Origin of the sequence: Phycicoccus sp. M110.8, from assembly GCF_032464895.1 — a bacterium.
Taxonomy (GTDB): domain Bacteria; phylum Actinomycetota; class Actinomycetes; order Actinomycetales; family Dermatophilaceae; genus Pedococcus.
In genome coordinates this window covers 1,928,818-1,942,987 of the sequence record NZ_JAWDIC010000001.1, presented here as the reverse complement: position 1 = coordinate 1,942,987, position 14,170 = coordinate 1,928,818, and the positions used below count along the sequence as shown (strand labels likewise).

Below are 14,170 nucleotides of genomic sequence, written 5' to 3'. Positions count from 1 at the left end.
ATCAGTCGAGGAGGTCGGAGAAGAGGATGGTGGACAGGTACCGCTCGCCGAAGCTGGGGATGATCACGACGATCGTCTTGCCGGCGTTCTCGGGGCGGCGGGCGACCTGGTCGGCGGCGGCGAGCGCAGCACCGGACGAGAGGCCGACGAGCAGGCCCTCCTCCTTGGCGGCGCGACGCGCCCACTCGACGGAGGTCTCGGCGTTGATGTCGATGACCTCGTCGTAGATGTCGCGGTCGAGGATCTCCGGGACGAAGTTGGCGCCGAGGCCCTGGATCTTGTGCGGGCCGGGCTCGCCACCGTTGAGGATCGGCGACTCGGCCGGCTCGACGGCGATCATCTGCACCCCGGGCTTGCGGGCCTTGAGCACCTGCCCGACGCCAGTGATGGTGCCGCCGGTGCCGATGCCCGCCACGACGATGTCGACCTGGCCGTCGGTGTCCTTCCAGATCTCCTCCGCGGTGGTCTTGCGGTGGATCTCCGGGTTGGCTGCGTTCGCGAACTGGCGGGCGAGGATGCCACCGCGCTCGGCGGCGATCTCCTCGGACTTGGCGACCGCGCCCTTCATGCCCAGGGCGCCCTCGGTAAGGACGAGCTCGGCGCCGTAGGCCCGCAGCAGGGCCCGGCGCTCCTTGCTCATCGTCTCCGGCATGGTGAGGACGACGTTGTAGCCGCGGGCCGCGCCGACCATCGCCAGCGCGATGCCGGTGTTGCCCGACGTGGCCTCGACGATCGTGCCGCCCGGCTTCAGCTCGCCCGCCGCCTCCGCGGCGTCGATGATCGAGACACCGATGCGGTCCTTGACCGAGCTCGCCGGGTTGTAGAACTCCAGCTTCGCCGCGACGGTCGCGTCGCTGTCGATGAGCCGGTTGATCCGCACCAGCGGGGTGTTGCCGATGAGCTGGGTCACGTCGTCGTAGATGGGCATGGGCCGTCCTTGTCGGTATGCCGCGTGCTCCGGGCGCGCGGGAGCGGCGATCGCTGTCTCGCCAGGTTCAGCGAATCTGGGGTTATGCATATTCCAACAGACGGTTATCCGGCCCCGCAACGCCGGGACGCCCGTCGTGGAACCCATGCCCCGGGACCCCTGTCACACTTCGGGCGTGGGCGGACAGTACGGGGGCATGGACACTCCCACCCCCGCCGACGGCGACGCCCTGGGCGCGCTGCTCACCGCAACGGCCCCGCCCCTGCCCGTGCTCGACCCGGACCGCACCTCCGGTCTGGCCCGAGCCCTCGCGGCCGAGGTCGTCGAGACCGACCGGACCCTCCGCGGCCGGGTCCGCGGCCTGCGGCGCCGACACCGCGCGGCCGCCGTCGCGACGGCGGCAGCGATCGTCCTCGTGCCGAGCGGGGCGTGGGCGGCCCAGCACTTCCTCGCGCAGACCGGCACGTACGGCAACCCCGCGCTGAACCCGGGCCTGGAGGACGGCTCGGAGCGGATCGACACGTGCGCACGGGACTTCGCGGCATACGTCGTCACGCTCGCCCCGACCGACCTCCCGGCGCCGCCCGGACACCGGTGGTCGGACTACGCCGCGCAGCAGGCACGGTCGTACGCTTCGGACGGCACCTGCACGCCCGGGGCACCGGGCACGGTGCAGGAGACGAGCCTGCGGGTCGGGATGCTGTCGAGCGCGAGCGGTGACTGGGGGTGCGCCCTCGTGCGGGCGACCCGGGACCGCGACCCGGCGGCGACGGCCGAGGCGCGCCGGGCGATGGAGGGCCTCGACGCCGAGGCGCACCGGATCAGCCCGCAGGAGGGGAGCGTCGGGACCTGGGAGCCGGACCGGTTCCTCGCCGTCAGCCGCGACCCGAAGTTCGTCGGGTGCCAGCGATGACCCGGACTCCCGCGGAGCGCCGCCTCGAGGAGCTCGCCGCCGCGCACGGGCCGCGGGTGCTGGCCTACCTCGCCCGCCGCACCACCCCGGCCGAGGACGCCGCCGACGTGCTCCAGGAGGTCCTCACCACCGCGTGGCGCCGGATCTCCGACGCCCCCGACGACCCGGACCACGCCCTCGCCTGGCTGCTCGCGATCGCCCGGCGGACCCTCGCCAACCACCGTCGCGGCCAGGCACGCCGGCACGATGCGACGGCCCGGCTGCGGGCCGAGCTCGCGGGAGGCCGGACGCCGCTGCCCGCGGACGACCCGGCGGTCGACGGGGTGCGCGAGGCCCTGGGGAGCCTGGCCGCCGACGACCGGGAGGTGCTCGCGCTGGCGTACTGGGACGGGCTCACGGGCGAGCAGGTCGCCGTCGTGCTGGCGGTCAGCCCCGCCTCGGCCCGCAAGCGGCTGCAACGCGCCCGGGAGCGGCTGCGTCGGGTGCTCGACGCCGACCCCGTCGCGTCGCCCGAACGCCGGGTGCCGGATGGGTCTGGCGAGGGCGGCCCGGAGGGGTCCGGCGCCGCGGTGCGGCACGGGTCACAACGAGGTGAGCGGGCGCTTACCGGCCAGTAGAGTGCTGCGCATGTCTGCTCTCCAGATCGTCGCGCTCGTGGTCTGCGGGGTCGTCACGCTCGTCGCGGTGGCGCTATTCGCCCGGGTGGTCGGCCAGTTCCTCGCGGTCTTCCGCCTCGGCCAGCCGGCTCCCGGCCGCACCGACGACAAGGCCGCCCGCACCCGCACCCTGCTGCGCGAGTTCCTCGGCCACACGAGGATGTCGCGGCTGCCGGTCGTGGCGGTGGCGCACTGGTTCACGATGATCAGCTTCGGCGTGCTGTTCTTCACGCTGGTCAACGCGTTCGGGCAGCTGGCGGACCCGGAGTTCGCGCTCCCTCTGATCGGGCACTTCTTCCTCTACGAGTGGGTCACCGACGTCTTCGCGTTCGGCGGCTTCATCGGCATCGTCGTGCTCATGGCGATCCGCCAGAAGAACCACCCGCGCAGCGCCGCCGGCGAGGGCGGCCGCCGCAGCCGGTTCTTCGGGTCGACGTTCTGGCAGGCCTACTACGTCGAGCTCACCATCCTCGGCGTCACCATCTGCATCGGCCTGCTCCGCGCGCTGGAGTGGACCCTGGCCCGCCAGCTCGGCACCGGCCAGGACACCGCCCTGCACTTCCCCCTGACCGGCTGGATCGGCAGCGCGTTCACCGGCCTGTCCACCGACACGGTCAAGAACCTCATCGTCGTCATCGCGGCCGTCAAGATCCTCATCTCGTTCGCGTGGATGATCACCATCTCGCTGCAGCCGACGATGGGCGTGGCCTGGCACCGCTTCCTGGCGTTCTTCAACATCTTCCTCAAGCGGCACGCCGACGGCCGCACCTCGCTCGGTGAGCTCCAGCCGCTGCTGGTCAAGGGCGAGCCGGTCGACTTCGAGAACATCGAGGAGCTCGACGAGGACGCCGCGCTCGGCGTCGGCAAGGTCGAGGACTTCACCTGGAAGGGCCTGCTCGACTTCACGACCTGCACCGAGTGCGGCCGCTGCCAGTCGCAGTGCCCCGCCTGGAACACCGACAAGCCCCTCTCCCCCAAGCTGCTCGTGATGACGCTGCGCGACCACGCGCACGCCAAGGCACCGTGGCTGCTCGCGTCCGAGGACGCCCGCGGCGAGCTGCCGGAGTCCCTGTCGGCCCTCGCCGAGGTGCCGCTCATCGGCGACACCGGGTATGCCGAGAAGGCCGGCGACGGCGCGCTGGGCACCCACGGCGTGGGTGGCGGCGTCGGCGCGCTCGCGGCATACAACCCGCACGGGCCGGACGCGGTCATCGACCAGGACGTCCTGTGGTCGTGCACCACCTGCGGTGCCTGCGTCGAGCAGTGCCCCGTCGACATCGAGCACGTCGACGCGATCGTCGACATGCGCCGCTACCAGAACCTGATCGAGAGCGCGTTCCCGAACGAGCTCGGCGGCCTGTTCAAGAACCTCGAGAACAAGGGCAACCCGTGGGGCATGGCTGCCCGGGCCCGGCTCGACTGGGCCAAGGACCTGCCGTTCGAGGTCAAGATCCTCGGCCAGGACGTCGAGTCCGCCGACGACGTCGACTACCTGTTCTGGGTGGGCTGCGCCGGCGCGTACGAGGACCGGGCCAAGAAGACGACCCGCGCGGTGGCCGAGCTGCTCGACCAGGCCGGGGTCACCTTCGCGATCCTCGGCGACGGCGAGTCCTGCACCGGTGACTCCGCGCGCCGGGCCGGCAACGAGTTCCTGTTCCAGATGCTCGCCCAGCAGAACGTCGAGACCCTCAACGAGGTCGGCGCGACCAAGATCGTCGTCACCTGCGCCCACTGCTTCAACACGATCAAGAACGAGTACCCGCAGCTCGGCGGCAAGTACGAGGTCGTCCACCACACCCAGCTGCTCAACCGGCTCGTCCGCGAGAAGAAGCTCGTCCCGGTCGCCCGTCCGGCCGAGGCGCCCGCCAAGTCGTCCACCAAGGACGTCGCCTCCACCGCGGCCACGGTGACCTACCACGACCCGTGCTACCTCGGCCGCCACAACGGCGTCTACGCCCCGCCGCGCGAGCTCATCGGCGCCCTGCCCGGCGTCGAGCTCACCGAGATGGAGCGCAGCAAGGAGAAGTCGTTCTGCTGCGGCGCCGGCGGTGCCCGCATGTGGATGGAGGAGAAGCTCGGCACGCGGATCAACACCAACCGCACCGAGGAGGCCCTCGGCACCGGAGCCCAGCGCATCGCGATCGGCTGCCCGTTCTGCCGCGTGATGATGTCCGACGGGCTCACCGCCGCCCAGTCCGAGGGCCGGGGCGAGGACGTCGAGGTCGTCGACGTCGCGCAGATGCTGCTCGCCGCGGTCAAGCGCGGCGACGGCGGCCAGCCCGCCGACGCCGAGGCACAGGAGCCCACCCCGGACCCCGAGCCCGAGCCGGAGCCCCAGCCGGTCTGAGGCTCCTCGGACCCGCCGTCAGCGACGGACCCGGCCCGCGTCCGCCCGGAGGCGCGCTTCCTCGTCGAGGAGGCGCGCCTCCTGCGTTGCCGGTGCGTCCCCTCCCCGGGAGGCCGGCCACCACCACGCGGTGGCGGGCTCGGTCGGGGGCTGCGGGTAGGTGTCGAGGAGGTGGTCGACCATCTCGACCAGCGTCGCGTGCAGCCGGTCGGTGAGAGCCTCGGCGTCCTCGCCGGGACGTGGCACGAGCGGCTCGCCGACGAGGACGGTGACCGCGGTGCCGCGGCGCAGGCTCCAGCGGCCGCCGACCGTGAACACGCGGTGCACGCCCCAGTGCGCGACCGGCACCAGCGGCGCGCCGGTCGCGAGCGCGAGGTATGCCGCGCCCCGCCTGACGTCGGCGCGGTCCTTGACGACGAAGGCCCGGCCGATGGTCGCCTCGGGGTAGATGCCGACGACCTCGCCCCGGCGCAGCGCGCGCAGGGCGTGGCGGGCCGCGACCGCGCCGTGCGCCCGGTCGACGGCGATGTGGTGCATGCCGCGCATGAGCTGCCCTGAGACCGGGGCCGCGAAGACCGACTGCTTCGCCATGAAGCGCACGAGCCGGCCGCGCAGGGTCGCCGCGAGCCCGACCACCATGAAGTCGATGAAGCTGCTGTGGTTGGCGGCCACGACGACCGGCCCGGTGGCTGGGAGCCGCTCGGCGCCGCGCACGTCGATCCGCAGGCCGAGCGCCCGGAACAGCGCACGGCACGCCCCGATGACGAGGCGGTAGGTCAGGTCGCGCACACCCGGCATTCGGAGCGGGCGGCTGCCCGGCCTGCCCGATGTACCGTGCCCCCGCGGGATGCCTTCGGCTCGATGACGCGAGCGGCTCAGGCGACCTCGGCCATGAGCGCCGCGAGCTTGGCCCGCGAGGCGATCTCGAGCTTGCGGTAGATGTGCGACAGGTGGGCGTCCACCGTGCGCGGCGACACGAAGAGCCGGGTGGCGATCTGCCGGCTCGTCAGCCCCTCCGCGACCAGCTCGGCCACCGCCCGCTCGGCCTTGGTGAGGGCGTCCAGCGGGGTCACGACCTCGGCCGTGGACGCGGCGAAGAGGGCGGTGACCGCGGCCACGCCGTCCGCCGTGAGCTGCTGGTCCACCACCCAGCCGGAGGGGCAGTCGCGGACGGCGCCCGCGGTATACGCCACGCCTGGCCGGTCCCGGCCCACCGCCTGGCGCGTCACCCGCAGGGCCGCGGCGGCGCCGGCGACGTGCCGGTGGGCGGGGTTGGCGTTGCGCCGCAGCAGGCCGGCGAGCCCGTCGAGGGCGTCGGCCGCCCGGAGCGGCAACGGCACCTGGGCGGCGCGCCGCAGGGCCGACAGGTACGACGCCTGGGCCTGGCCGGGCTCGCCCAGCTCGACGAGGGCGTCCCCCACGAGCAGTCGCGCCTCGACCGCGTCGCGACCGAGGTTGCTGCTGTCGGCGAGGACCACGATGTCGGCAGCCAGGCCCGCGGCCCGGGCCGTCTCGCCGGCGGCGAGCAGCTCGCGCACCTCCTGCAGCTGCACGACGAGGCGCACGGCCCAGGGCAGCCCGTCCGGCTCGACCTCGGCGCCGGGCTCGCCGGTCACCAGCCGGTGGACCGTGTCGGCGAGCAGGGCGATCCGGTCCTCGTGGATCTCACGGGCCTGCTCGCGGGCCACCCGGGCCAGGGACTCGGCCTCGACCAGGCGCCCCTGCTCCCAGGCGACCTTCGCCTGGAGCACCCGAGCCGCCAGCGCGATCCACAGCTCGTCGGGCGGCGGCGCGTCGACGACCAGCGCGGCGAGCCGCTCGGCCTCGTCCCAGTCGCCGGTCGACACGCAGACGTCCATCAGGGTGCGGCGGACCTGGCGGACGACGTACGGGTCCCCCTGGCCCAGCTCGAGCGTGCGCTCGGCGTCGGCCCGGGCCTCGGCGAGCTTGCCCGCGTCGAGGTGCATCTCCGCGCGGATCGCGGCGGTGCGGGCGACCTCGAGGTCGCGCTCCTGGGGGTCCAGGGCCTGGGCGTGCTGCTCGGCGCGTTCCAGCAGGCGCAGGCCCTCGTACGTTCCGCGGGCCTCGGAGGCGCAGATGCCGGCGCGGCGGGCGAGCTGGGAGCCCACGAGCGGCGGCCCGTCACCGCTGTCGAGGACCGACTCGAGCAGGTCGACGGCCTCGCGGACCCGCATGGCCGTGTACAGCGTGGAGAACGCGCGGTTGGCGAGCTCGTACCCGAGCGGACGGGTCGCGTCCTGCGCGCAGGCGTACCGGACGGCCATGGCGAGCAGGTCGAGCTCGGCGAGCCACGGCTCGTTCGCCGCCCCGGAGAAGAAGTCGCGCGGGAGCACGGCGTCGGCCCAGGCCACGAGGCCCTGGAACGCGCCCACCTCGTCGTCGGTCTCGGCGGCCAGGGCCCGCCCGACCTCGCGCAGCGGGGCCAGCATCGCGAACCGGCCGTCGGCGTGGACCTCGACGAGGCTGCGGCGGGACAGGGCCGAGGCGAGCTGGACGGCCTGCGCCCGGGAGACGCCGCAGCCGTGGGCGATGACGTCGAGCCCCACGGGCTGGCCGATCACGGCCAGCCGTCGGAAGCACCGCTGCTGCTCCTCGTCGAGCAGGGCGTAGGAGGCCCGGACCGCCTCGTCCATCGAGCCGACGGGCGCGACGTCACTGACACCGACGAGGGCGATCTGCACCGCGAGCTGCTCCAGGAGGAGGGGCAGGCCACCGCTGGCGGTGATGAGCCGGCGGATGGTCGGCCCGTGGGTGTCGAGGTCGACGAGGTGGCCGCCGGCCGCCGCCACGCGGGCCAGCAGCAGCTCCACCGCCGGGCCCTCGAGCTCCCCGGACGCCTTCGGCGCCGGCAGCGGCTGCAGCCGTAGCACCCGCTCGTGGGGGCGCCCCGCGACGGTCTGGGCGGTGCACAGCAGCCGCCAGGTGTCGGTCTCCTCGACCAGGTCCTGCAGCAGCGCGCCCAGCCCGTCGACCGAGTCGACGCCGTCGAGCACGAGCAGGACGTCCCGGCCGTCGAGGGCCCGCTTGAGGGCCATGGTCTCGGAGTCGCCGGGCGCCACCTCCGCGTTCAGCGCGCCCAGGCACGCGGTGACGAGGCTGGCACGCGAGCTGTGGGCGTGCGCGCTCACCCAGAGGGACGCCGGCACGGCGGCGGCTGCGTGCCGCGCGACGAGCGTCTTGCCGCAGCCGGGAGCGCCCGTGAGGGTCACCCAGCGGTGCTCCTCGACGAGCTGTCGGACGCGGTCGATGACCTCGTCACGGCCCACGCACGGAGTCAGCACCCGTTCAGGCTACCCACAGCGTTTCGCGGTATCGGTGGTTTCACCGATGCCCCCGGTGCGCCGGTCCCGGCAGTCTGGTCCCGCACACAGCTCGCGGGACGGGCCTGGGATGCGTGGAGGGGCGCATCCCAGGTCCGTTCGGCGCAGGCGGGACGGGGCCCCGCCGCACAGAGGCCGGGTGCGGACTCGGGGGGAGTCCGCACCCGGCCTCGTCGTGTGCGCCGGTGTCCTGGCCGGTCAGGTCAGGTGGGGTCAGGTCAGCCGAGGCCGTTCTTGCCGAGGAACTCCTTGGCCACCGCCGACGCGTCCTTCTTGTCGACGACGACCTCCTTGAGCAGGGCCGCCAGGGTCTGCGTGTCGAGCTTGGCCGAGACGGCGTTGAGCGCGCCGGCGATGGTGTCGTTGCTCTTGCTCTTGGTGATGAGCGGGACGACGTTCTGCGCCGCGTACATGCTCTTGGGGTCCTCGAGCGCGACGAGGTCGTTGGCCGCGATGTTGGGGTCGGTGGTGAAGAGGTCACCGGCGTCGATCTGGCCGTTCTTCAGGGCAGCCAGGGTGAGCGGGCCACCGGCGTCGAGCGGCCGGAACGTCTTGAACTCCAGGCCGTAGATCTTCTTGAACCCGGGCAGGCCCGTGAGGCGGGTCTTCCACTCCGGCGGGCCGCCGACGGTGAGGTCCTGGCTCTTGCCCTTGAGGTCGGCGATCGACTTCACCCCGAGCTGGTCGGCCTTGGACTTCTTCATCACCAGGGCGTCCTTGTCCTCGGCCGCCGACTTGTCGAGCACGGTCAGCGTCGCCGGCAGGGAGGACTTGAGCTCGGAGTAGACGCCGTCGGCGTCGGTCGCCTTGGCGTTCTTGTTGAAGTACTGGGTCAGGACCCCGGTGTACTCCGGGATGAGGTCGATCGACCCGTCCTGCAGGGCCGGGATGTACGCCTCACGCGCACCGATGTTGAGCCGCTTGGTCACCTTGATGCCCTTGGCCTCGAGGGCACCGGCGTAGATCTCGGCGAGCAGGGCGCTCTCCGGGAAGTCGGCCGAGCCGACGGTGATGCCGCTGCTCGAGCCCCCGGCTGAGCTGCTGCTGGTCTTGGTCGCGAGCGGGTCCCCACCGGAGCTGCCACAGGCGGCCGTCCCCAGCAGCGCGGCCACGGTGGCCACGGTCACGGTCATTCTGGTCAGCTTCACTTGGTCGTGCCTCTCGGTTCGGTCGACAGGTCGTCAACTGGCTTGGGCGTCCACGGTACGCCGCGGCTCGCGAATCTCTACATCCTGTGGGGTATTTGCTCGGCGGGCGAGCCGGCGCCGCCCGCGTCGGCCCCCGCCCGTCCCGCGGCCGGTCAGTCCCGGCGACACGACGTAGCGCTGCACGACGGCGAGGACCAGGTCGACCACCAGGGCGAGGACGGCCACGAGGAGCGCCCCGCCCGCCATCTGCGGGTAGTCGCGGACCTTCTGGCCGTCGATGAGGAACCGGCCCAGCCCACCCGTGCCCGCCACGGCGGCCAGGGTCGCGGTGGCGATCACCTGCAGGGTGGCCGAGCGGAAGCCGGAGAAGATCAGCGGCATCGCGTTGGGGACCTCGACCTTGGCCAGGACCTGGCCGCCCGTCATGCCCATGCCGCGCGCAGCGTCCCGGGCCGCCGGGTCGACACCCTCCACACCGGCATACGCCCCGGCCATGATCGGGGGGATCGCCAGGACCACGAGCACGACCAGGCACGGCACGAGGAACGCCGAGTCGCCCGTGAGCCGGGGGAACAGCCACAGCACCATGAGGTAGAGCAGGCCCAGGCTGGGGATGGCGCGCGCGGCACCGGCGAGGCCGACGACGAGGAAGCGGCCGCGGCCCGTGTGCCCGACGGCGAGCCCGGCCGGGATCGCGATGAGGGCGGCGACGAGCAGGGACAGCCCGGAGTACCAGAGGTGGGAGACCGTCTGGGCGGGTATGCCGGCCGGGCCCGACCAGTTCATCGGGTCGGTGAGCCAGGTGAGGACGCCGTTCATGCCCGTGCCCCCGTCGCGCGGGTCCACGGGGTCAGCGCCCTGGCGGCCGTGATGATGATGCCGTCGAAGAGGAGGGCGAGCGCGACGCACCCGAGGATGCCGACGACGAGCGGGTCGTAGAAGTCGCGGTTGAAGCCGTCGCTGAAGAGCAGGCCGAGCTGCTGCACCCCGATCACGGTCGCGACGCTGACGATGCTGACGTTGCTCACCGCCGCCACGCGCAGGCCGGCCGCAATGACCGGCACGGCCAGCGGCAGCTCGACCGCGAAGAACCGCTTGCCGCGGGTGTAGCCCATCGCGGTGGCGGCGTTCTCGACCGCCTCGGGCACGGCACCCAGCCCGTCGGCGACCGTGCGCACGAGCAGCGCCACCGTGTAGAGCGACAGGGCGACGATGACGTTGACCGGGCTGAGGATGCCGTAGCCGGTCACGAGCGGAAGGATCACGAAGAGCGCGAGGCTGGGGATCGTGTAGAGCAGGCCGAAGCCCGCGGTGAACGGCGCGTAGAGCCACGAGTAGCGCCGCGCCAGCCAGCCGAGGGGGAGCGCGAGGACCAGTCCCACGACGAGCGGTATGCCGGCGAGGTAGGCGTGCTGCACGGCCAGGTCGAGGACGTCGCCGACGTGGTCGAGGAACCAGGTCATGCGACCGGGGCCCCGGGGCGGTCGCGGTCCTCCAGCTCGGGCCGGTCGGCGTCCTCGATCGCGGTGAGCACCTCGTGCGCCCGCACCGTGCCGACGAGGGAGCCGGAGTCGTCGACGATGACGCCGCGGCGGCTGGGGCTGGACAGGGCTGCGTCGAGGGACGAGCGCAGCGGGCCGCTGGCACGGGCCACCGTGCCGCCGCGGTGCAGGTGCTCGCTGGCGACCTCGCCGTCGACGCGCCGGGGCTCGACCCAGCCGAGCGGGTGGTTCTGCTCGTCGACGACGAGCAGCCAGTCGGCGTCGATGTCCTTGGTCGACTCCCCGACGGTGATGGTGCGCTCGGGGCGCAGCGGCAGCTTGGGCGTGGGCTGGAACGACAGCGCACGGTAGCCGCGGTCACGGCCCACGAAGTCCGCGACGAAGTCGTTGACCGGGTGGGCCAGCAGGTAGGCGGGTTCTGCGATCTGGGCGAGGTGGCCGCCCACCTGGAGCACGGCCACCTGGTCGCCGAGCTTGATCGCCTCGTCGATGTCGTGGGTGACGAAGACGATGGTCTTGCCGAGCTCGCCCTGCAGCCGCAGGAACTCGTCCTGCAGCTGCTCGCGCACGACGGGGTCGACGGCGCTGAACGGCTCGTCCATGAGCATGACGGGCGGGTCGGCCGCGAGCGCCCGGGCGACGCCGACGCGCTGCTGCTGGCCACCGGAGAGCTGGGCGGGGTACCGCTTGGCGAAGGCCGGGTCGAGCCCGACCCGCTCGAGCAGCTCCATGGAGCGCTTCTCCGTCTCGCGCTTGTCGCGCCCGAGCAGTCGCGGGACGGTGCCGACGTTGTCCAGGACGGTGCGGTGCGGGAACAGGCCCGCGTGCTGGATGACGTACCCGATGCCGCGCCGCAGCTCGGACTCCTTCATCCGGGCGGTGTCACGACCGTCGAGGGAGATGGTCCCCGAGGTGGGCTGGATCATCCGGTTGATCATCCGCAGGGACGTCGTCTTGCCGCAGCCGGACGGCCCGACCAGCACGGTGATCTTGCCGGTGGGCGCCTCGAAGCTCAGCTTGTCGACGGCGACGGTGCCATCGGGGTACTCCTTGGTCACGCCGTCGAAGACGATCATGCCGTTCAACCTAAACCCTGTCGGTGACAGCCGCCGATCCACTGGGCCCGCCGACCCGTGACGACGTGAGCGTGCGCAGGCCGCGGATCCGGCGTCCGGGGCCGGCCGGCGGTCGCGATACTGGGGCCCGTGGCACAGACCGTCGAACTCACCGGGGCGGACCTCGACCTCGAGTCCATCGCCGTCCTCGCCCGCGGCGCATCGGTGGCAGCGCACCCGGACTCCGTCGCCCGGGCCGCCCGGGCCCACCACGACGCGGCGGTGGTCGCCGAGCGGCGCGAGGTGTACGGCCACACGACGGGCGTCGGCGCCGCGCGGGAGGAGCTGACCGGTACGGACGAGGAGCACGGCCGGCGGCTGCTGCGCACGCACGCCGCGGGGTGGGGCGACCCGCTGCCGGAGCCGGTCGTGCGCGCGGCCCTGGCGATCCGCGCGAACCAGCTGCTGGTGGGCGGTTCTGGCGCGCGGCCCGAGCTCGCGGTGGCGCTGGCCGACCTCGCGGGGATGCCGGCCGACGACCTGCCCGTCGTGCACCGTCACGGGTCGCTCGGCACCGCGGACCTGACCGCCCTGGCCGAGGTGGGCCTCACCCTGATCGGCGAGCGGGACCGTGCGCGCGGCCCCCGCCGGCGGGTGCTGCACCTCGACGCCGGCGACGCCCTCCCCCTGCTGTCCTCGAACGCGTTCGCGCTCGGGGAGTCCGCCCTGGCGACCCGCTCGGTGGCGCGGACGGCCCGAGCCGCCAGCACCGTCTGTGCCCTCACGTTCGTCGCCCTGCGGGGCAACCCCGAGGCGTTCAGCGAGGCAGCAGCGCACGCCACCCCGTTCCCGGGCGCAGCCGAGGTCGCGGGGCACGTCCGCGCCCTCGTGACCGGACAGCCGGGCCGTCCCGCGTACATCCAGGACTTCTTCGGCCTGCGCACCTGGCCGCAGGTCCACGGACCGCTGCTCGACTTTGCTGCGAACCTGCGCACCGTCGTCGAGACGGCCGTCAACACCGCCTCGGAGAACCCCGTCTTCACCCCCGGCCCGGACGGTCCGCAGGTCGCGCACCACGGCGGCTTCCACGCGGCATACCTCGCCCTCGGGGCGGACTCCACGCTGCTGGCCCTCGCGCGCTCCGCCGCCGCCGTGCAGTCGCGCGTGGCCCACCTGCTCACCGGCCGGGAGGGGCTGCCCCTCTTCCTCGCCGACGAGGTCTCGGGGTCCTCGGGCCTGCTCATCGCCGAGTACGTCGCGGCGTCGGCGGTCTCCGTGGTGCGCCAGTCCGCGGCGGCGCCGTCGGCGGTGCAGACCGCCGAGGTCTCGGCCGGGATCGAGGACGATGCGTCGTTCGCGGCCGCCGCCGCGGAGCGGCTCACCCGGGCCGCACAGGCCTACCGGCGGCTGGTGGCGGTCGAGCTCGTGTGCGCCGTGCGGGCGGTGCGGCAGTCGGGCAAGCGTCCCGTCGGGCCGCTCGCCGAGGCGCTGGCGCGGTGCGACCAGCTGCCCGCCGACCTCGCCGACCGCGACCTGGCCGGCGACTTCGAGGTGGCCGAGCGGGTGCTCGAGGCGTATGCCGCGGAGCCCGTGCCGAGCGCGGGCGGCGGTCCGGCCTCCTAGGCCTGGGCCCGGGCCTGCGGCCCGGTCAGGTGGGTGGCGAGGAACTCGGCGGACTCGCGGTGCCAGCGGCCCGGCTGGCGCAGCATCCCGTGGACGTCGCCGTGCACGTCGCGGTAGGTGACGTCGGCCCCCATGGCGGCCATGGCGTCGGCCATCGCTCGTGAGCGCCGGGGGGAGGTGATCCGGTCGCGGGTGCCGTGCATGAACAGGACGTGCAGGCCGCGGTGCCAGCGGGCACGGTCCTGCGCCTCGACCCAGGGCGCGAGGGCCGCGATGGCGCGGACCCGTTCGTCGCCGGCGAGGTGGAGGGCGACCCGGCCGCCCATCGAGTGGCCGAGGAGGCCCACGGGCACGCCGGGGTGCCGGGCCTCGATCTGCTCGAGCGCCAGCAGGGTGTCCACGAGCGGGCTCGCCTCGTCCGCGTTCCAGCCGCGCACGGCATACCGGATCGACGCCACCGCCACGCGGCCCCGGCCGGCGCGCGCGACGGCCCGTTCGAACGGCCGCATCCGCCACACGGCGGCCTGCCAGTCGCGCACGGCGTCGTGGCCGTGCTCACGGCCTCCGTGCAGGACGAGGACGACGGCGTCGGGCTGGGCGAGCTCGGTGGGCCACAGCAGGCGGGAGGCGGGCATGGAACTCCTGGGTCGGGACGGG

The 14,170-nt window shown here is 73.6% G+C and carries 12 protein-coding genes; 4 read left to right on the top strand and 8 right to left on the bottom strand.

The genetic code is table 11. The features are described from left to right. Position 1 precedes the first annotated feature (1 nt). Positions 2-928 (bottom strand): cysteine synthase A, encoded by a 927-nt coding sequence (cysK, locus tag RKE38_RS09275; RefSeq protein ID WP_316007148.1) that lies wholly within the window; start codon positions 926-928, stop codon positions 2-4. Positions 929-1,124: 196 nt separating this feature from the next. Between cysK and RKE38_RS09270 the strand changes: the two genes are divergently transcribed. Genes RKE38_RS09270 through RKE38_RS09260 form a run of 3 tightly spaced genes read left to right on the top strand, consistent with a single transcriptional unit; the run spans position 1,125 to position 4,844 of the window. Then, complete coding sequence (locus tag RKE38_RS09270; RefSeq protein WP_316007147.1) at positions 1,125-1,841, top strand: hypothetical protein; 717 nt, start codon at positions 1,125-1,127, stop codon at positions 1,839-1,841. Further along, positions 1,838-2,458 (top strand): sigma-70 family RNA polymerase sigma factor, encoded by a 621-nt coding sequence (locus RKE38_RS09265; RefSeq protein ID WP_316007146.1) that lies wholly within the window; start codon positions 1,838-1,840, stop codon positions 2,456-2,458. The genes RKE38_RS09270 and RKE38_RS09265 overlap by 4 nt, the downstream gene beginning before the upstream one ends. Before the next feature lie 10 nt (positions 2,459-2,468). After that, positions 2,469-4,844 (top strand): (Fe-S)-binding protein, encoded by a 2,376-nt coding sequence (locus RKE38_RS09260; RefSeq protein ID WP_316007145.1) that lies wholly within the window; start codon positions 2,469-2,471, stop codon positions 4,842-4,844. An 18-nt stretch (positions 4,845-4,862) separates the two neighbouring features. Here RKE38_RS09260 and RKE38_RS09255 read toward each other — a convergent pair whose 3' ends face one another. From RKE38_RS09255 to RKE38_RS09230, 6 genes are all read right to left on the bottom strand, one after another. Beyond that, positions 4,863-5,633: a lysophospholipid acyltransferase family protein gene (locus tag RKE38_RS09255; RefSeq protein WP_316007144.1), complete on the bottom strand. Its 771-nt coding sequence runs from the start codon at positions 5,631-5,633 to the stop codon at positions 4,863-4,865. A gap of 86 nt (positions 5,634-5,719) precedes the next feature. Next, positions 5,720-8,146, bottom strand: coding sequence for a LuxR C-terminal-related transcriptional regulator (locus tag RKE38_RS09250; RefSeq protein WP_316007143.1), 2,427 nt, complete (start codon positions 8,144-8,146; stop codon positions 5,720-5,722). 257 nt (positions 8,147-8,403) lie between these two features. After that, positions 8,404-9,333: an ABC transporter substrate-binding protein gene (locus tag RKE38_RS09245; RefSeq protein ID WP_316007142.1), complete on the bottom strand. Its 930-nt coding sequence runs from the start codon at positions 9,331-9,333 to the stop codon at positions 8,404-8,406. A gap of 33 nt (positions 9,334-9,366) precedes the next feature. Then, positions 9,367-10,152: an ABC transporter permease gene (locus RKE38_RS09240; protein WP_316007141.1), complete on the bottom strand. Its 786-nt coding sequence runs from the start codon at positions 10,150-10,152 to the stop codon at positions 9,367-9,369. After that, positions 10,149-10,796, bottom strand: a complete 648-nt coding sequence (locus RKE38_RS09235) for an ABC transporter permease (protein WP_316007140.1) — start codon at positions 10,794-10,796, stop codon at positions 10,149-10,151. The genes RKE38_RS09240 and RKE38_RS09235 overlap by 4 nt, the downstream gene beginning before the upstream one ends. Next, a complete protein-coding gene (locus tag RKE38_RS09230; protein WP_316007139.1) occupies positions 10,793-11,911 on the bottom strand; it encodes an ABC transporter ATP-binding protein in 1,119 nt (372 codons plus the stop codon). Before RKE38_RS09230 ends, RKE38_RS09235 begins: the two co-directional genes overlap by 4 nt. A gap of 129 nt (positions 11,912-12,040) precedes the next feature. Here RKE38_RS09230 and RKE38_RS09225 point away from each other — a divergent pair, with 129 nt between their 5' ends. Next, positions 12,041-13,513, top strand: a complete 1,473-nt coding sequence (locus RKE38_RS09225) for an aromatic amino acid ammonia-lyase (RefSeq protein WP_316007138.1) — start codon at positions 12,041-12,043, stop codon at positions 13,511-13,513. Here RKE38_RS09225 and RKE38_RS09220 read toward each other — a convergent pair. Then, positions 13,510-14,148 carry an alpha/beta hydrolase gene (locus RKE38_RS09220; RefSeq protein WP_316007137.1) on the bottom strand — a complete coding sequence of 213 codons (639 nt, stop codon included), beginning with the start codon at positions 14,146-14,148 and terminating at the stop codon, positions 13,510-13,512. The two genes, RKE38_RS09225 and RKE38_RS09220, sit on opposite strands and share 4 nt — an antisense overlap. Between the last annotated feature and the right edge of the window lie 22 nt (positions 14,149-14,170).

What these genes read in the sequence shown, in the direction of transcription:
- RKE38_RS09235 (WP_316007140.1), bottom strand. Translation starts at nt 10,796, where the DNA reads ATGACCTGGTTCCTCGACCACGTCGGCGACGTCCTCGACCTGGCCGTG.
- RKE38_RS09240 (WP_316007141.1), bottom strand. Translation starts at nt 10,152, where the DNA reads ATGAACGGCGTCCTCACCTGGCTCACCGACCCGATGAACTGGTCGGGC.
- RKE38_RS09230 (WP_316007139.1), bottom strand. Translation starts at nt 11,911, where the DNA reads ATGATCGTCTTCGACGGCGTGACCAAGGAGTACCCCGATGGCACCGTC.
- RKE38_RS09270 (WP_316007147.1), top strand. Translation starts at nt 1,125, where the DNA reads ATGGACACTCCCACCCCCGCCGACGGCGACGCCCTGGGCGCGCTGCTC.
- RKE38_RS09265 (WP_316007146.1), top strand. Translation starts at nt 1,838, where the DNA reads ATGACCCGGACTCCCGCGGAGCGCCGCCTCGAGGAGCTCGCCGCCGCG.
- cysK (WP_316007148.1), bottom strand. Translation starts at nt 928, where the DNA reads ATGCCCATCTACGACGACGTGACCCAGCTCATCGGCAACACCCCGCTG.
- RKE38_RS09260 (WP_316007145.1), top strand. Translation starts at nt 2,469, where the DNA reads ATGTCTGCTCTCCAGATCGTCGCGCTCGTGGTCTGCGGGGTCGTCACG.
- RKE38_RS09220 (WP_316007137.1), bottom strand. Translation starts at nt 14,148, where the DNA reads ATGCCCGCCTCCCGCCTGCTGTGGCCCACCGAGCTCGCCCAGCCCGAC.